Origin of the sequence: Zongyangia hominis, assembly GCF_014385095.1 — a bacterium.
Taxonomy (GTDB): domain Bacteria; phylum Bacillota; class Clostridia; order Oscillospirales; family Ruminococcaceae; genus Zongyangia; species Zongyangia hominis.
Genome location: NZ_JACRTC010000003.1, coordinates 268,804 through 285,416, shown reverse-complemented (window position 1 = coordinate 285,416; position 16,613 = coordinate 268,804). Strand labels below are relative to the sequence as shown.

General features: G+C 56.5%; 16 protein-coding genes. 10 read left to right on the top strand and 6 right to left on the bottom strand.

Features of this window, described 5'->3' with window-relative positions; all coding sequences use genetic code 11:
* Window positions 1-317: 317 nt before the first annotated feature.
* The 3 genes from metA (at window position 318) to H8709_RS06665 (ending at window position 3,423) form a co-directional block, all read left to right on the top strand.
* Window positions 318-1,244 (top strand): homoserine O-acetyltransferase MetA, encoded by a 927-nt coding sequence (metA, locus tag H8709_RS06675; RefSeq protein WP_262397594.1) that lies wholly within the window; start codon window positions 318-320, stop codon window positions 1,242-1,244.
* A 326-nt stretch (window positions 1,245-1,570) separates the two neighbouring features.
* Window positions 1,571-2,497, top strand: a complete 927-nt coding sequence (locus H8709_RS06670) for a radical SAM protein (RefSeq protein ID WP_262397593.1) — start codon at window positions 1,571-1,573, stop codon at window positions 2,495-2,497.
* A 50-nt stretch (window positions 2,498-2,547) separates the two neighbouring features.
* Window positions 2,548-3,423 (top strand): pyridoxamine kinase, encoded by an 876-nt coding sequence (locus H8709_RS06665; RefSeq protein ID WP_262397592.1) that lies wholly within the window; start codon window positions 2,548-2,550, stop codon window positions 3,421-3,423.
* Between the two features lie 171 nt (window positions 3,424-3,594).
* Here the strand turns inward: H8709_RS06665 and mscL are convergent, their stop codons facing one another.
* The 5 genes from mscL to H8709_RS06640 form a co-directional block, all read right to left on the bottom strand.
* Window positions 3,595-4,038 carry a large-conductance mechanosensitive channel protein MscL gene (mscL, locus tag H8709_RS06660; protein ID WP_262397591.1) on the bottom strand — a complete coding sequence of 148 codons (444 nt, stop codon included), beginning with the start codon at window positions 4,036-4,038 and terminating at the stop codon, window positions 3,595-3,597.
* 335 nt (window positions 4,039-4,373) lie between these two features.
* Window positions 4,374-5,243, bottom strand: a complete 870-nt coding sequence (locus H8709_RS06655; protein ID WP_262397590.1) for a class II fructose-bisphosphate aldolase — start codon at window positions 5,241-5,243, stop codon at window positions 4,374-4,376.
* A 546-nt stretch (window positions 5,244-5,789) separates the two neighbouring features.
* Window positions 5,790-7,274, bottom strand: a complete 1,485-nt coding sequence (locus tag H8709_RS06650) for a DUF1846 domain-containing protein (protein ID WP_262397589.1) — start codon at window positions 7,272-7,274, stop codon at window positions 5,790-5,792.
* Between the two features lie 219 nt (window positions 7,275-7,493).
* Window positions 7,494-8,129, bottom strand: a complete 636-nt coding sequence (locus tag H8709_RS06645; RefSeq protein ID WP_262397588.1) for an HAD family hydrolase — start codon at window positions 8,127-8,129, stop codon at window positions 7,494-7,496.
* 26 nt (window positions 8,130-8,155) lie between these two features.
* The gene (locus H8709_RS06640) at window positions 8,156-8,491 is read right to left on the bottom strand and encodes a DUF4870 domain-containing protein (protein WP_262397587.1); all 336 of its coding nucleotides are present in this window, start codon (window positions 8,489-8,491) and stop codon (window positions 8,156-8,158) included.
* A 271-nt stretch (window positions 8,492-8,762) separates the two neighbouring features.
* On the opposite strand from H8709_RS06640, the gene H8709_RS06635 reads away from it, so the two are divergent.
* The 6 genes from H8709_RS06635 to H8709_RS06610 all read left to right on the top strand — a co-directional run bounded on the left by H8709_RS06635 (window position 8,763) and on the right by H8709_RS06610 (window position 14,530).
* Window positions 8,763-8,981, top strand: coding sequence for an HPr family phosphocarrier protein (locus tag H8709_RS06635; protein ID WP_262397586.1), 219 nt, complete (start codon window positions 8,763-8,765; stop codon window positions 8,979-8,981).
* A gap of 216 nt (window positions 8,982-9,197) precedes the next feature.
* Window positions 9,198-10,229 (top strand): LacI family DNA-binding transcriptional regulator, encoded by a 1,032-nt coding sequence (locus H8709_RS06630; protein WP_262397585.1) that lies wholly within the window; start codon window positions 9,198-9,200, stop codon window positions 10,227-10,229.
* A 26-nt stretch (window positions 10,230-10,255) separates the two neighbouring features.
* Window positions 10,256-11,152, top strand: a complete 897-nt coding sequence (locus H8709_RS06625; RefSeq protein ID WP_262397584.1) for a ribokinase — start codon at window positions 10,256-10,258, stop codon at window positions 11,150-11,152.
* Between the two features lie 119 nt (window positions 11,153-11,271).
* A complete protein-coding gene (locus H8709_RS06620) occupies window positions 11,272-12,438 on the top strand; it encodes an aldo/keto reductase (RefSeq protein WP_262397583.1) in 1,167 nt (388 codons plus the stop codon).
* A gap of 124 nt (window positions 12,439-12,562) precedes the next feature.
* Window positions 12,563-13,546 carry a radical SAM protein gene (locus H8709_RS06615; protein ID WP_262397582.1) on the top strand — a complete coding sequence of 328 codons (984 nt, stop codon included), beginning with the start codon at window positions 12,563-12,565 and terminating at the stop codon, window positions 13,544-13,546.
* Window positions 13,547-13,708: 162 nt separating this feature from the next.
* Window positions 13,709-14,530 carry a helix-turn-helix domain-containing protein gene (locus tag H8709_RS06610; protein ID WP_262397581.1) on the top strand — a complete coding sequence of 274 codons (822 nt, stop codon included), beginning with the start codon at window positions 13,709-13,711 and terminating at the stop codon, window positions 14,528-14,530.
* A 34-nt stretch (window positions 14,531-14,564) separates the two neighbouring features.
* On the opposite strand, the gene H8709_RS06605 is transcribed toward H8709_RS06610, so the two are convergent.
* Window positions 14,565-15,437 carry a PHP domain-containing protein gene (locus tag H8709_RS06605; RefSeq protein ID WP_262397580.1) on the bottom strand — a complete coding sequence of 291 codons (873 nt, stop codon included), beginning with the start codon at window positions 15,435-15,437 and terminating at the stop codon, window positions 14,565-14,567.
* A 290-nt stretch (window positions 15,438-15,727) separates the two neighbouring features.
* Here H8709_RS06605 and H8709_RS06600 point away from each other — a divergent pair, with 290 nt between their 5' ends.
* Entirely contained in the window at window positions 15,728-16,576 is an 849-nt protein-coding gene (locus H8709_RS06600; protein WP_262397579.1) for a patatin-like phospholipase family protein, read from the top strand.
* Window positions 16,577-16,613: the final 37 nt, after the last annotated feature.

The window sequence follows — 16,613 nt, the reverse complement described above, 5'->3', positions numbered from 1 at the left end:
GTCAATATATTTCCCATTCTTTTTTTTGCTGCCTTTTCGTTTCCGGGCTCCCGCCCGTCCTTTTCCCGGACAGCTCATTTATTTTACCATACGCCCTCCCCCCTGTCAATCCCTTTTTTGACAAAAATTCAAAGTATTTTTCATTGCCCTTCATTTTTGTCTTTTTGCACAGGCCGATCTTGTCTTTTTATCCAATTCATCCAGCCAACTTGTCGATTTTCCCTGCCATATTCTCTCTTGTATTTACCCTTTCCCCTCGGTATAATGAAGATGACTCTTCTATATAAAGGTAGTATTGCCAACTGACGGAGGAAATTATGCCGATTAATATTCCTGACGGTCTGCCTGCACAGGCGGTGCTGGAAAGCGAAAATATCTTTGTTATCAATGAGCAGCGCGCCGCCCACCAGGACATCCGGCCGTTAAAAATCGTGATACTCAATTTAATGCCCAAAAAGATCGAGACGGAAACCCAACTGCTCCGGCTGCTGAGTAACACGCCGCTGCAGGTGGACATCGAGTTATTGCTCACCGCCTCCCATGTGTCCAAGAATACCCCCAGCGAGCATCTACTTAAATTTTATCAGACATTTGACGACATCAAAGACCAGCGCTTCGACGGGATGATCATCACCGGCGCTCCGGTGGAGCAGATGGACTTTGAACAGGTGGATTACTGGCCGGAACTTTGCAAAATCATGGCGTGGAGCAAAACCAACGTCTTCTCCACCCTGCATATCTGCTGGGGCGCCCAGGCGGGGCTCTACTATCATTATGGTATCCCTAAGCACCCGTTGCCAAAAAAGATGTTCGGCATCTTCCCTCACAACACCCTTTTGCCCGATCATGCCCTGCTCCGGGGCTTTGACGAGCGTTTTATGGCCCCCCACTCCCGCCACACCACCATTTTGCGCAAGGACATTGAGAAGCACGCTAAACTGGAAATCCTGGCTGAGTCGGAGGAAGCGGGCGTTTATATCGTAGGGAAGAAAAACGGACGGCAGTTTTTTGTCACTGGTCACTCGGAATATGACCGGGAAACCCTGGCCACCGAATACTTCCGGGATGTCAATTTGGGTCTTCCCATTGAGGTGCCCAAGAACTACTTTCCCGGCGACGATCCCCGGCAAACGCCCTTACATATCTGGAGAGGGCACGCGAACCTTCTCTTTTCCAATTGGCTCAACTATTTCGTCTACCAAAATACCCCTTTCGATCTCTCCCAGATCGAGCGGGAACAATAATGGAAACATCACGCGGCGGAAGGGCTTCCTTCCGCTGTTTTTATTTGTATCCGTTCCCGTTGTGTGCTAAAATATTCCCAGAATACCGCCTACCGGCGGAGGATACCGCGCTGTGGCTTCCTTTGAGACGCAAACGCGTGCGCCGCGACAGTGTCTTCATAGGAAACCGGGGCGTGACATACCCGCCCCGGTTGGGGCCTACCGGCGGAGGATACCGCGCTGCGGTTTCGTTTGAGACGCAAACGCGTGCGCCGCGACGGTGTCTTCATAGGAAATTGGGGCGTGACTTCCCAGCCCTTTCTTCTTTTTAATAATGAGGTGATTGAATGGAAAACTTACAGCACGCCTTTGGCCCCGTCCCCTCCAGACGGTTGGGCAACTCCCTGGGGCTGAGTCCTATCCCGCCCAAAACCTGCAATTACTCCTGCATCTACTGTCAGCTGGGGCGCACCGATCACATGACCACCCAGCGGCGGGAATATTATCCCGTTTCGGAGATCATCGCTGAATTTGAAACCTATTTAAAGGACGAGGACAAATTCGACGTGGTCACCATCGTGGGCGAGGGGGAGCCCACCCTTTATGCCAAGTTGGGCGAACTCATCAAGGAAGTCAAGCGCCGCACCGACAAACCGGTGGCCGTCATCACAAATTCCGCCCTCCTCAGTGACCCCCAGGTCCGGGAAGAGCTCATGCACTGCGATATCGTCCTGCCCTCTCTCGACGCCTGCGACGAAGAGACCTTCAGGCGCATCGACCGGCCCCAGGGCAGTCTCCGCTTCCAGGAGATCCAGGAGGGGCTCATTGCCTTTTCCCATGCGTATACCGGCCAGCTCTGGTTGGAAATCATGCTCTGCGGCGGCGTCAACGACAGCCCCGCCGCCATCGACCGGTTCGCGGAGCTCCTGCCCCGCATCCGCTATGACCGGCTCTACATCAATACCCCCGTCCGTCCCCCGGCCGAGCCCGACGTCCGGGTGGCCTCCCCCGCCGCCATCCAGTACGCGGTGGAAAAGCTGGGCGGCATCTCCATCGACATGCTCAGCACCGGCTCCTTCTTCAGCGAAATCGCCGACGACTACGAAGCCATCCTCTCCATCATCGCCCGCCACCCCATGAACCAGTTTGAGGTTATGAGCTTCCTCGATTCCCGCTGTTCTCCCAATAAAGACAAGTTTCTCGCTAAACTGCGGCAGGATCAACGGGTGGAAGCTGTCGATTATAAAGGAATCACCACGTTTCGCCGGAAATAGTTTTACAAATAGTATAAAAACACATTGAATCGACAAAAAGGATGGAATTTATGAACAATGCGATCAAAAAAGTGGCGGCTATTCACGATTTGTCAGGATTCGGCAGAGCGTCCCTCTGTGCGATCATCCCGACGCTGTCCACTATGGGCGTACAAGTCTGCCCTCTGCCCACGGCCATTCTCTCCAACCACACCGGGGGATTTGAGCATTACAGCTTCGTGGACCTGACCGATACCATGGAGGAATATATCGACAACTGGAAGCGGCTGGACTTACATTTCGACTGCGTGTACTCCGGGTTTCTCGGCTCCACCCGGCAAATCAACATTGTGGCCGACTTTATCGACTACTTCGGCACACCGGACAATCTGGTGGTGGTGGACCCGGTGATGGGGGACAACGGGCGGCTTTACAGCTCCATGAGCGAGGAGATCATCCCTGAGATGAAGCGGCTGGTAGCCAAGGCGGACATCATCACCCCCAACTTTACCGAGGCGGCCTTCCTGCTGGGGCGGCCCTGCGTAGAGCACATCAGTGACGAGGAAATCAAGCAGTGGCTCCTTGAGCTGGCGGACATCGGCCCGGGCATCGTCATCATCACCAGCGCTCCCGGGGAGAAACGGGGGAAAAATACCAACGTCATCGCCTATGACCGGGGCAACGACACCTTCTGGAAGGTGGGCTGCCGCTACATTCCCGCCTCCTACCCCGGCACCGGGGACACCTTCGCCAGCGTGGTGATCGGCAGCCTCCTCCAGGGGGACAGCCTGCCGGTGGCCATCGACCGGGCGGTGCAGTTTATCTCCCAGTGCATCAAGGCAAGTTACGGCTTTAACTATCCCAACCGCAACGGGGTTCTTTTAGAAAAGGAGTTGGGCATCCTCAAAATGCCGGTACTCATCAGCGGCTATGAGATGCTCGAATAAACGCGCTTTGGCACCACATTTTTGTTTTGCATCCGCAGTCTTCTCGAATCGTTCCCACACGGTTCCCGGGAATTTGAAGCCTTCGTGGCGGGTGCGTCTCTTTCATGATCAAATACAAAAAGCCCCGGACTTTTGCGTCCGGGGCTTTTCTCGTTTTCTTTTGGGCCGCCGCTATTCCCTTTGGTTCTTCTGCTCTTTGAGCAGGTCTCTGATCTCGGTGAGCATGGCAAGCTCTGCGGAAATTTCCGGCTCCTCAGGCGCTTCCTCCGTGATCGGCTCCTCCTTTTTGCGGTGGAACAGGTTGATGGCTTTGACCATCAAAAAGACCACCAGGGCAATCAGCAGGAAATTGATGATGTTCTGGATGAAGGTGCCGTAATAGATGGCTGTCTCGGGGACCTCCCCCACCGCCTGGGACAAGACGATCTTAAATTCCGTGAAGTCGATTCCGCCGATGAGGTAGCCGATGGCCGGCATGACCACATCTTTGACCAGGGAGTTGACGATGGCGGTGAAGGCGGTGCCGATGATGACGCCCACTGCCATGTCCATCACATTGCCGCGGGAGATAAATTCCTTAAACTCCCCGATCAGGCTTTTCGCTTTTTCTTTCATCTGCCCATCTCCTTAGCTTTTGCGCACGCCGGGCGTGATGCGCCGGACGCCGCTTCTGTATTGGATCGGCTGCGCTGACCATGAAGGGAGTTTGCCTCCATCGATGGCACTTCGTAAAACAGGCCGCGCTATCGGGTGTGCAGCTCTCCGCGCCCCAATGCGTTGGCGCCACGGCGTCGACCTTTGTTCCACAAGCACAGCTTCGCTGTTTTTCAGTATAATGCGACAAACATGACTTGTCAACGCGCTCTTTGGGTCGGAAAGGCCGGGCCAAGGAAAAGAAAAAAACCGGTATGGAAAAATCCATACCGGTTTTACTTTTTTAAAAGGAGAGATTATTCGCCAGCCTGAATCTCGAAGGTGGGCAGGCCTTTGACTTCGGGAGTCCAAGCCTTGTCTTTTCCACCCAGGATCTCGATGAGCTCGCCCAGACGACGTTTGAAGCCCTTCTTAACCAGGACCCACAGGTCGTAAGCGCCGTTGCCCTCGGTGTTGGCGTTGACAACTTCCGCGACAGCTGCTTTGAGCAGGTCGTTGCAGAGGTTGACTTTGTTGATGCCCATGGAGCAAGCTTTGCGCAGCTGCTCGTCGCCGGTGCCGGAACCGCCGTGCATAACCAGCGGGAAGTTATTGGTGACTTCTTTGATCTCTTTGAGCAGGTCGAACTGCAGTTTGGGAACGACATTGACATAAGCGCCGTGAGCGGTACCAACGGATACTGCCAGGCAGTCGATGCCGGTATCTTTAATGTACTGGAGCGCTTCCTTCGGATCGGTGTAAACGCCAGCGTCTTCCATGTTCTCGCCGTTGCCTACGTGGCCCAGCTCAGCCTCGACAGAAACGCCGACTTCGTGAGCGATTCTCACCAGCTCTTTAACTTCTTTGACGTTCTCATCGTAGGGCAGCATGGAGCGGTCAACCATGATGGAAGTGAAACCGGAGCGGATGGCCAGGATAGCCTGATGGAAGTCAGCACCATGATCCAGGTTGATGGCGACCGGAACTTTGGATTCCTCGGCGAGTTTGCGGAAAACCGGGCCGATGAACTCAAAATCAGGATGATGGGTGATATGTACATCAAGAATGATCGGTGCGTTGAGCTCCTCCGCGATTTCGATGGCTGCGCGTGCATCCAGCTCGGAACCCACGTTTGGCGCTGCAACGGCGTAATTGCCTTCGCTTGCACGATCAAGGATTGCTTTCATGGTTACTAACATAAGTAAACGCTCCTTTTTCAAACAGTATTTGTTTTTCTTGCGGTGAATTGTCCCTACATTTTACCGCCATGTTCATTGTAGCAGTTTACCCGGAATTTTACAAGCTTTTACAATGCCAAAGTTCGTCCATTTCCTCCCACAACTATTGTGAAGTTTGATTCATCTTGTTAAAAATATAACAATTTTATGAAAAGCCCTATCTATCGCTCCCAGTTTGGGACAAGTTTCATCCACAACTTCCAAAAAAACCGGCACTTTTACCGCTTTTCCACTCTTCCTGTACGGACAGCCCCGTGGAAAAGATGGAACTTGTTTCATCCCAAAATCTTAAAAAGGCGAAAAAAGCACCTTTGAAAGCCTCCTTCCAAAGGTGCAACAATTACCCACAATGGTTAACTTTTGGTGATCTTTTGTTTTTCGCCTCTTCCGGGAACGGACAGGCGAAAAGCTGTCCGTTCCCGGGACCCCTATGAAACCCTACTCGCTCGCATGGATTTGGAAGGTAGGCAGGCCCCACACCGCAGACGTCCAGGCCTATTTATGATAGAGCTTTTTGGTTTGATATTTTGGCTCGCAGGTCAGGTTGATGCCCAGCTTGCGGAAGACCGAATCGTCCACCTGGGAGAGGATGACGGAGGAATGTGCCTCGCATCCGCGGAGTTTGGGAAGTTGGCGCATCGCAAGCTCCGCCGTGGGATTGGTTGCGGCACAGATGGAGAGAGCGATCAAAATCTCGTCGGTGTGGAGCCTCGGATTGTGGTTGCCCAGGTGCTTGATTTTGAGGTTCTGGATGGGCTCAATGATGATGGGGGAAATCAGATGCATGTCGTGGTTGATGCCGCCCAGGGCTTTGAGTGCGTTGAGGATGACGGCAGCCGACGCCCCCAGCAGGGAGGAAGTCTTGCCGGTGATGATGGTTCCGTCGGGGAGCTGGATGGCGGCGGCAGGCAGGCCGGTGGCCTCCGCCCGGTCTAAAGCCGGCTGGACCACCGCCCGCTTTTCGGGGGATACACCCGCCTGGTTCATGAGCAGTTCCACTTTATAGACGGCGTCGGCGTCCACCCGTCCCTGGCGCTGGTCGCACAGGGCGTGGTAGTAGCGGCGGATGATCTCTTCCCGGGAGGCCTCGCAGACCGCGTCGTCGTCCACAATACAGTTGCCCGCCATGTTGACCCCCATGTCGGTGGGGGACTTATAGGGGCTTGTCCCCGCGATCTTTTCAAAGATGGCGTTGAGGACCGGGAAGATCTCCACGTCCCGGTTGTAGTTGACCGCCTTCTCCCCGTAGGCCTCCAGATGGAACGGGTCGATCATGTTGACGTCGTTGAGGTCGGCGGTGGCGGCTTCATAGGCCAGGTTCACCGGGTGCTTGAGGGGCAGGTTCCAGATGGGGAAGGTTTCAAACTTGGCGTACCCCGCCTTGATGCCCCGCTTGTACTCATGGTAGAGCTGGGACAGGCAGGTGGCCATCTTGCCGCTGCCGGGGCCGGGGGCGGTGATGACCACCAGGGGCCGGGAGGTTTCGATATATTCGTTCTTGCCGTAGCCGTCGTCACTGACGATCAGGGGGATGTTGGCCGGGTAACCGGCGATGGGATAATGAAGGTAGACTTTGATGCCCAGGTTCTCCAGCCGCTTTTTGAAGGTCTCGGCGGCTGGCTGTCCGGAAAACTGGGCGATGACCACGCTGCCCACATAGAGGCCGATGCCCTGGAAGGCGTCGATGAGACGCAGGACATCCACGTCGTAGGTGATGCCCAGGTCCCCGCGGACCTTGTTCTTCTCGATGTCCGCGGCGTTGATGACGATAACGATCTCCGCCTGGTCTTTCAGCTCCAAGAGCATCTTGACCTTACTGTCGGGAGCAAAACCCGGCAGCACCCGCGACGCGTGGAAATCGTCGAAGAGCTTGCCTCCAAATTCCAGATAGAGCTTGCCTCCAAACGCTGCAATCCGTTTGAGAATGTGCTCGGACTGGAGCTGTACATATTGGTCGTTGTCAAATCCTTGCCTTTTCATCCCGTTCCCCCTTGCTTTTCTCTTTCCATCCTAAAACTGACAAGGAAAAACAGCACGTCATCGGTGCTGTCCTTTTCCATCTGCCTTTGGTTTTCTTTCGCCGGTTTTCCCCCGGCGGTCCGGCCCCCATCCCCGCAGGGCGCGGGCGTTTCGCTCCCGGGGCCGAAACGAAATCACTATGTTGTATTATAAAGAATAAATGCGCGTTTGACAACCGTTTTACAACAGTTCTTCAAAGCTCGTGATATAAAAGGTGGAGAGCCGCTCAATTTCTCCCGCGTCCACCGCGGCGCTGCCGCCGTCGGCCACGCCGCAGGTGGCAAATCCCGCGCCCCGGGCCGCCTGGATGCTGTGGAGGGCGTCTTCATACACACAGCATTCCTCGGCCGGCAGGGCGAGACGCCGGGCGCACTCGAGGAAGATCTCGGGGCGCTCTTTGCCGACCCCCACTTCCTCCACCGACACCACAAACTGGAACAGGTCCAAAATCCCCTGCCGCTCCAAGGCCGGGAGGGCCAGCGCCCGGTCGGTGGCGGTGGCCACGCACAGGGCGACGCCCTCCTCCCTGAGCTTTTCAAGATAATCCCGCACGCCGGGCTTTAGCTGCACCGTATGGGTATACTCCCAGAGCATCAGGTCGTTGAGGCCCTTCATGACGTCCGCGGCGGTCATGGGCAGGGAAAACCGGTCCACCGTGTACTGCGCGCCGTCGACAAAGGTCATGGCGGCAATGGCGATGTTGATGTCCCCCGGGTCCGCAACCCCGTGTTTTTTTAAAAAGAGGGGGACCACCCGGTCCCACGCGCCCATGGAATCGAGCAGGGTGCCGTCCATGTCAAAAATCGCGCCTTTCATGGGTCACTTCCTTCCTTTTGCTAAGTTTAGCCGACAATTCCCTCAGCGATGGCGCCGATGAAGGGAATGCGGAAGTCCTTGTAGCTGGCCGCCTGGACGATGCAGATGAGCCAGACGAGGAAGAAGGCAAAGCTCAAAACGCCAAGAATGAGTTTCCCCAGGAAAAACCAGCCCAAAACAAACCGGATGACCGCGGTGAGAACGGTAAAAATGGCGGACACCAGAATGGACTGCATGGCGTGGATGCGGACATAGCGGTCCTGTTTCTCTAGGAAAAAGATGATCAGTCCGGAAATCCATCCGAACACATAGGAGAGGGCCGCGGCGACGTTGGGCTTCATATTGAGCGTTTGATTCGACATTTTCTTTCCTCCCGCTTGTAATATGTGCCTATTATACCATATTTCCGGCCGGCGGCACAGCCAAACTTTCAAAAAGATTGGCCCGCTCTGTTGGCTCCATTCAGGGAGAATCCCAGCGTTTTTGTAAGTTCTGCATAAAATATTCCGTCTAATTTTTAACACTTCTACTAAAAAAATATTGATATCTGTGAAAAAGCGTGCTATAATAAAACCATACTCAAAGAGTAAAAAATTGGATTGCAATTTGATAAACGAAAGGTAGGTTTTGATCATGGTAGCATTTATCAAGCTGGAAAGCGCTGAAGATTTAAAGACATTCATGAACATGGCTTGGAATTGCGAGGACGATGTGGGCGTCCACACCACCGACGGTAAAATCGCGGATGCGAAATCCGTCCTTGGACTGATGGCGCTGGATTATTCAAAACCCGTACAGGTCGTCACTGAAAACAGCAAGTTCATCGAAAGCCTGGAGAAGTGGAGAGTCTAATCTTCGGGAGCTTTTTGACCCATTGCACGAAACGAACAAAACGGCTGTTAAATCCTCATTTAACAGCCGTTTTTCTCTGTCCATCTTCGGTTGACAAATGACAGCGGGCATATTATGATTACAGTAGAAAAACGATTTTATTTTGACATACTAACCAATTGACATAACGATCATCCCTTCGCTTTAAGTCCGAATCTGGAAGGTGGGAAGCTCTCAATGAAAGAAAACAAGCCTGCAACGATCAAAGATGTCGCGCTCCTAGCCGGTGTCGCTCCCTCCACCGTTTCGCTGGTGCTCAACAGCAGCGACAAGGTGCGTAAGGAAACCCGGGACAAGGTGCTCGACGCCGTAAAAAAGCTCAACTATGTGCCCAATAATTTCGCCGTCTCTCTGCGCCAGTCCCATTATATCTGCCTGGGGGTGCTGGTCCCCGATCTCTATAACTCCTTTTATTTGGAGATCGTCAAGGGGCTTAGAGACCGTTGCAACGAGACGGGATACCCCATCTATGTCTCCGAGACCAAAAATTCCCTGGCGGAGGAGGAGCGGCAGATTTCCTATCTGCGCAGTATCAAAGTCAACTGCTTTGTCTTTATCGGCACCGGGGACGACGACACACAGCTGGTGCAAAATCTGCTCATGAACCCCAATAACCATGTGGCCTACGCGGACAAGTACGACGAGACCGGCACCATTCCCCATGTGGTCATCGACAACTACCGTTCCGCCTACGACGCTATGACCTGCCTGATACAAAACGGATGCGAGAACGTCTATTATGTCACCCAGAAGGTCATGTCTGCGCCGGTGCAAAAGCGCATGGACGGGGTCATCGACGCCATGAAACAGCATGGGATTTACAGTGAAAATAAAATTGTGGTGGCAAACGACGTGCTGCTGGGCAAATTGGAGGCGGGCTATTACGCCATGACCTCCATCCTTTCCAAAGAGGTCCCCGACGGCGTCATGGCCTCCTCCGACTACCTGGCCATCGGCATGAAGCGGGTGCTGTCCGAGCGGGGGTTGCGCATCCCTCAGGACGTATCCATGATCGGTTTTGACAACATCGACATCAGCCGCTACACCGTCCCCTCCCTCTCCACCGTCAACCAGCCCCGGGAGCAGATGGGACGCCTCACCTTCTCCCTGGTCACCGACCGGGACGCCACCTACACCGCGGCCAACAACCGCTTTGTTCTCCAGCACGACTTCATCATCCGCGAGAGCATCCGCAGCCAAAAAGGATAAGATTTTACATAAAGGAGCGTTTCCCTATGAAAATTCTCAACTTTGGTTCGTTAAATATTGATAACGTCTATTCCATGGATCATTTTGTCCGGCCCGGTGAAACCACCGCTTCCCTCAAAATGGAAATTTTCAGCGGCGGCAAAGGGCTCAATCAGTCGGTGGCCCTGGCCAAGGCGGGGGCGGAAGTCTATCACGCCGGCAAGGTGGGCGTGGACGGACAGATGCTCATCGACGTCCTCACCCAATACGGCGCCGACGCCTCTCTCGTCAAAATGACCGAGGGCCGCACCGGCCACGCCATCATCCAGGTGGACAAGAACGGGCAAAACTGCATCCTGCTCTACGGCGGCGCAAACCAGGAGATCACCGCCCAGGATGTGGACGAGGTCCTCTCCCACTTTAACAAGGGGGACATGCTGCTATTGCAAAACGAGATTAGCTCCATCGACGCCATCATCGAGAAAGCCTATGCCAAGGGAATGGTGCTGGCCCTCAATCCCTCCCCCATCAGCAAGGAGCTCCTCCAAATGGATTTGAGCAAGATCACCTACTTTATCCTCAATGAGATCGAGGGCAACGAGATGACCGGGGAAGTGGAGCCCGAAAAGATCGCCCGGAAGATGCGGGACATCTATCCCGGTTGCATTGTGGTGCTCACTTTAGGCAAGCGGGGTGTCATGTACTACGACGGAAAGTCCACCTACACCCACGGCATCTACGACGTCCAGGTGGTGGATACCACCGCCGCCGGGGACACTTTTACCGGCTTTTTCCTCTCCACCGTCATGGCGGGAGAGCCGGTGCCCAAAGCGTTGGAATACGCTTCCATCGCCTCCTCCCTGGCCGTCTCCAAAAACGGCGCGGCCCCATCCATCCCCACCATGGAGGAAGTAAAGAGCGCCCATCTCACCCAAAAAGCATAACCGGGGCCGCGGGCCCCTTTCCTACCAAACGATAGGCGCCGGCTGAAGTCCCGGCGCCTTTGGCCTATCCTGACGGGAAGAAAGCATCCCGCGGGAACAGTAGAAAAGGAGAAAGTGCGATGAAGGAGAACATTACACGCCGTCCGCTGGGAAAATCCGGCGTTTTGGTCAGCCAGGTAGGCCTTGGCTGCGAGCATTTACAGGGCATGGAGGCCGGCGCCATCCGCGCCGTAGTGGACGAAGCTCTCAAGCAGGGGATGAATATCTTTGATATCTTTATGTCCGAGCCCCAGGTCCGCACCGATATCGGCAGCGCGCTGGCCGGGCGGCGGGACCAGGTGCTTTTGCAGGGCCACATCGGCGCGGCTTGGCTCAACGGCCAATACTGCCGCACCCGGAAGATTGACGAGTGCGAGCACTTCTTCGAGGACTTCCTTGTCCGCCTGCGCACCGACTACGTGGACATCGGCATGCTCCACTATGTGGACACCCCCGCCGACTTTGAAGCGGTCTTCCACAGCCCGGTCATCGAGTATGCCAAGCGCCTTAAGAAAGAGGGCGTCATCCGCCTTTTGGGCATGAGTTCTCACGACCCCGGCGTCGCCCGGATGGCCGTGGAGACCGGGCTCATCGACGTACTAATGTTCAGCATCAACCCCTCCTTTGACCTCGCCCCCGCCGGGACCGACCTGGACGGCCTGTTCGGCGGCATCACCGAGCGGCGGGAGGGTGTGGCCGGCATCAACGCGGCCAGGGAGCAGCTTTACCGCACCTGTGAAAGAATGGGGGTGGGCATCACCGTCATGAAGCCGCTGGGAGCCGGACGGCTTCTCAGCGCCGACACCTCCCCGCTGGGGGTCTCCCTCACCCCCGCCCAGTGCGTCCACTACGCCCTGGACCGCCCGGCCGTTTCCTCGGTGTTGGTGGGCTGCCGCACCCCGGAGGAGGTCCGCGCCGCCGCGGCCTATGAAAAAGCCTCGGCCCAGGAGCGGGACTACACCGAAGCGCTGGCGGGCGCTTGGCAGTTTGCCGCCGCCAAGGGCCAGTGCATGTACTGTAACCACTGCCTCCCCTGCCCCAAGCACATCGACGTGGCCCAGGTGGGCAAGTTCCTGGACCTGGCCGCCGCGGAGCCGGAGGTGCCCGCCACCATCCGGGCCCACTATGAGGCTTTGGAGCACCACGCCAGCGAGTGCATCGCCTGCCGCAGCTGCGAGCGCAACTGCCCCTTCCAGGTGCCGGTGGTGGAGCGGATGGAAAAAGCCGCGGCAATTTTTGGAAAATAGACCCGTTTAAGGGGACGCGCCCGCACGTCCCCTGTGTTTTGTAAAAAAAGGGACAGGGAGGGTGTCGGACCGAGCGTTTTAAGCCCTTTCTGCCGAAGGAACCCGGGAAAGGAGCGTGCCCCTCATGAAAATCGGACCCATCCACAGCATGGGCGTCATCGTCAACTACAAATGCAGCGCCAAGTGCCGCCACTGCTGCTATTCCTCCTCCCCCGGATGGCCGGGGGATTATATGAGTGTAGAAACCGCCGGGCGGGTCTTCTCCTGGATGAAAAGCCGCCGGGTGCGCAGCTGCCACATCGGCGGCGGGGAGCCGTTTCTTCGCCCCGAGGCGCTCCTTTCCATCTGTTCCCTCGCCAAGGAGCACGGCATCGGCATCGAATACATCGAGACCAACGCCTCCTGGCACATCTTGGAGGAAAAGACCGTTTCCCTCCTCCGGCAGCTGCTAAAAGTGGGGGTAGACTGTCTGCTCATTTCGGTAGACCCATTTCACAACGAGTTTATCCCCTATTCGAAACAAAAGGAGCTCATCCGCCTGTGCCGGAAGGAGGGCATGGGGACGTTCATCTGGCCCGGCAATTTCGGCGGGGACCTAGAGCTTCTCGACACCAGCGTCCCCCACCCCATTAAAGAGTTCGACGCCCTCTTCGGCGGGGACTACCAGTCCGACGCCGCCCGCTCCTATGGGCTCAACTGCAACGGCCGGGCCATCTCCCTGTGCCGCGGGGCCTATGTGCAAAAGCGGCCGGGGGACATCGCGGGAGAAAACGGACCCTGCACCTGCCTGACCTCCACCGGCCACTGCCATTTGGACCTCTACGAAAACTATATTCCGCCGGTCTGCACCGGCTTTACCATCGCTTTGGCCGACGTGGACGGGGTTTTGGACCGGGAGAAATATCCCGCCCTTTACGCCGCCTATGAAAGAGGGCCCGCCGGTCTCTGGGACTATGCCAAGGGCTTTGGCTTTACACCCTCCCGGGAGCGTTACGTCAACCGCTGTGACCTGTGCTTTGATTTAAAGCGCTTCCTGCTCCAAAACCACCCCACCGCAGACATCGGTTACCCCTCTTATTTCTCCCAGAGCGATTATGAACGAGGTTAAATAGGCATTTTTTGCTCCATGCAACCGCTGGTTGACAAAAAGAAAGCGCTGGTTGGTGGCCTTTTTCTCCCCGGCAAGTTATGCTGGTTGCAGGCTTTCAGCCAAGGTTTACCTATCTAAACTACCAAGGCGGGATCCCCCGCCGGAAAGGCAGTATCGTTCATGGAACTATCACAGCGTTTGCAAGCGCTCAGAAAAGAGCGCGGCTACTCCCAAGAGGATCTGGCCGAACAGCTGGGCATCTCCCGGCAGGCCGTCTCCAAGTGGGAGTCCGGCGCTTCCTCCCCCGATATAGGAAATCTCCTGGCACTCAGCGGCCTCTACGGCGTCAGTGTGGACGCCCTCCTACGGGGGGAGGAGGCCCCTCCGCCCGAAGCGCCCTCCCCTGCCCCGGATCTTCCCGCCGGTCTCGCCGATACCGGCAGCCGGAAAATTGTCCTGCACATCCCTTTGCGCCACTACGAATATAAAAGCAAACGCACTCTGCGGGGCCTTCCTCTCGTCCACATCCACTTCGGGCTGGGGTGCCGGGCCAAGGGCGTCATCGCCGTGGGCAACGTGGCCACCGGCATCCTTTCCTTGGGCCTTGTTTCCCTGGGTGTCGTTAGTTTCGGATGCGTTAGCGTCGGACTCCTTTCTTTGGGGGCGCTGGCCATAGGGCTTTTGATGGCCCTGGGCGGTGTGGCGGTGGGTGGATTTGCCCTGGGCGGCGTGGCCGTGGGCATCGTCGCGCTGGGCGGACTGGCCGTGGGCCAGTATGCCATCGGCTGGGCCGCCGTCGCCTCCCAAATTGCCATCGGGGACATGGCATCCTCCGGCCATCTGGCCATCGGCAACACCGTGGACGGTGTGAGGACGCTGACAAACTCCCTCCCCGCCAAATTTACGGAACTGCCCCGGGACCAGGTACGTGATCTGATTTTGCGGGAATTCCCCCGCATCTGGCGTCCCCTGCTCCATGTTCTCACTTCCATCTTCCATTAAAAATAAAAGACCCGGACTTTAAAGTCCGGGTCTTTTATTTTTCCTCGTTTTCCCCCTGGACGGCGATGTCCCCCAGGCGGATTTCTTCCCAGCGGGTATCGTTTACCCCGATGTCCAGAATGCCGCCCTCGTAGGTCTTCTGAAAGTCCCCGTGGCAGTCGCTGCCGCTGGTGATGAGCAGATCCCGCTCCCGGCAGAGGGCCAGGGCGTCCTCCCGCTGTTGGGGGGTGTGCAGCGGATAATAGCACTCGATGCCGTCGAGCCCGCACAGGAGCATCCGGCGCAGCGCCGCTTGATACTGACTCCGATCCCCCTTGATGGAATAGCCCGGGTGGGCGAGGACTGCCCGTCCCCCGGCGGCGTGGATGGCGGCGCAGGCCTCCTCCATGGACACAAAGCCCGCTTTGGCGTAGCTGCATTTATATTTCCCATACAGCTGCATGACCTCGTCAAAGTTGGAGGCGATTCCCTTGTCCAAGAAGTAATTGAGCGCCGCCCAACCGCCCCGGGCGGGGTTGTTGGGGTAGCGCAGGAATTCCTCCAAAGATACCTGGGGGAAATCTTCCTCCATCCTTTTTAGCAGATCGACGCTCATCTGGTCGAGCTTGCGCCGGTTTTCCCGCACCAGCTTTCGGAAGGCCGCGTCCTTGGCGCTAAAGCCATAGCCCAGCACATGGTAGACCCGGTTTTCGAACCCGCAGTCCAGTTCCACCCCGGTGACCCAACGCAGTTTCTCTTTCCGGGCGGTGGCTTCCAGCCGCCCCAAGGCGTCCAGGCAGTTGTGGTCGCAGATGGCCATGAGCCCTACGCCCCGCGCCGCCGCCCGCGCACAGATGGCTTCGGGGGTCATGGTGCCGTCGGAACAGGTGGAGTGAATGTGAAGATCGACTTTTTCTTTGTCCCGCATCCCCGCGCCTCCTTTACTCTTTTCTCTATTATACCCCTCCTCGCCGGATGGTCAATTGAATTTTGACGGTCGGACTGGTATAATGGGAGTCAGCCTGCGGCGACCGAGCGGTCCCAAGGATACAGCGCGGGGCGCAGACACCCTCACACGGCGAGCGGACGCCCGGCAAGGCTGGGTGTCAATTTTCGCTAGGGGAGCGGGGTCGCTCCCATGGGGGACGCAAAGGCATGGCCGCTGGACGGACCGCTTCCCATGATTTTGCGGCGGCATATGAAAGGAGCAATGCAAGGATGGAAAACATTGGACTGGTACTGGAAGGCGGCGGCCTGCGAGGGCTTTACACCATCGGGGTGCTGGACTTTTTTATGGACCACAACCTCTATCTGCCCTATGTGGTGGGGGTTTCCGCCGGGGCCTGCAATGGATGCTCCTATGTCAGCCGCCAACGGGGTCGCAACTATGAGATCAACATCGGTTACATCGAGGACCCCCGGTATCTCAGCCTGCGCAGTCTCATAAAAACCGGCTCCCTCTTCGGCATGGACTTTATCTTTAAAGACATGCCCCACCACCTGGTACCCCTCGATTACGACACCTTCTACGGCAGCGATACCGCCTTTTATATCGGCACTACCGACTGTGAGACAGGGCAAGCCCTCTTCTTCTCCAAGGAAGAGATGGACTACGACTGCACGCCGCTGGCCGCTTCCTCTTCCCTGCCCCTCATTTCCCCCATCGTCTCCTTCGCCGGACACAAGCTCCTGGACGGTGGCATCGCCGACTCCATCCCCATCGACAAATCCATTGCCGACGGGAACAAAAAGCATGTGGTGATCCTCACCCGGGACCGCGCCTATCGCAAGGAGCCGGGGAAGCATATGGCGCTTTTGCGGCGCAAATACCGCCAATATCCCCAATTTGTGAAGGCCTTGGAAAACCGGCATCTGATGTATAACCGCACCCTGGATGAGCTGCGGCGGATGGAAGCGGAGGGCTCTGTTTTCATCATTGCGCCCCAAAATCCGGTGGCTGTCAAGAGCACCGATAAAAATAAGCGGAAGCTCCAGGCGCTCTACGACACCGGTTATATCGAAGCCTCCCGGTGTTATGAAGCGCTCCTCGCCTTTCTGGAAAAATAGAAAAAGCTGCAAAAAGGCCGGTGAGACAAGCTGTCTC

Bases quoted from the DNA above. Each gene is read 5' to 3' on its own strand.
- metA (WP_262397594.1), top strand. From the start codon at position 318: ATGCCGATTAATATTCCTGACGGTCTGCCTGCACAGGCGGTGCTGGAA.
- H8709_RS06670 (WP_262397593.1), top strand. From the start codon at position 1,571: ATGGAAAACTTACAGCACGCCTTTGGCCCCGTCCCCTCCAGACGGTTG.
- H8709_RS06665 (WP_262397592.1), top strand. From the start codon at position 2,548: ATGAACAATGCGATCAAAAAAGTGGCGGCTATTCACGATTTGTCAGGA.
- mscL (WP_262397591.1), bottom strand. From the start codon at position 4,038: ATGAAAGAAAAAGCGAAAAGCCTGATCGGGGAGTTTAAGGAATTTATC.
- H8709_RS06655 (WP_262397590.1), bottom strand. From the start codon at position 5,243: ATGAAAGCAATCCTTGATCGTGCAAGCGAAGGCAATTACGCCGTTGCA.
- H8709_RS06650 (WP_262397589.1), bottom strand. From the start codon at position 7,274: ATGAAAAGGCAAGGATTTGACAACGACCAATATGTACAGCTCCAGTCC.
- H8709_RS06645 (WP_262397588.1), bottom strand. From the start codon at position 8,129: ATGAAAGGCGCGATTTTTGACATGGACGGCACCCTGCTCGATTCCATG.
- H8709_RS06640 (WP_262397587.1), bottom strand. From the start codon at position 8,491: ATGTCGAATCAAACGCTCAATATGAAGCCCAACGTCGCCGCGGCCCTC.
- H8709_RS06635 (WP_262397586.1), top strand. From the start codon at position 8,763: ATGGTAGCATTTATCAAGCTGGAAAGCGCTGAAGATTTAAAGACATTC.
- H8709_RS06630 (WP_262397585.1), top strand. From the start codon at position 9,198: ATGAAAGAAAACAAGCCTGCAACGATCAAAGATGTCGCGCTCCTAGCC.
- H8709_RS06625 (WP_262397584.1), top strand. From the start codon at position 10,256: ATGAAAATTCTCAACTTTGGTTCGTTAAATATTGATAACGTCTATTCC.
- H8709_RS06620 (WP_262397583.1), top strand. From the start codon at position 11,272: ATGAAGGAGAACATTACACGCCGTCCGCTGGGAAAATCCGGCGTTTTG.
- H8709_RS06615 (WP_262397582.1), top strand. From the start codon at position 12,563: ATGAAAATCGGACCCATCCACAGCATGGGCGTCATCGTCAACTACAAA.
- H8709_RS06610 (WP_262397581.1), top strand. From the start codon at position 13,709: ATGGAACTATCACAGCGTTTGCAAGCGCTCAGAAAAGAGCGCGGCTAC.
- H8709_RS06605 (WP_262397580.1), bottom strand. From the start codon at position 15,437: ATGCGGGACAAAGAAAAAGTCGATCTTCACATTCACTCCACCTGTTCC.
- H8709_RS06600 (WP_262397579.1), top strand. From the start codon at position 15,728: ATGGAAAACATTGGACTGGTACTGGAAGGCGGCGGCCTGCGAGGGCTT.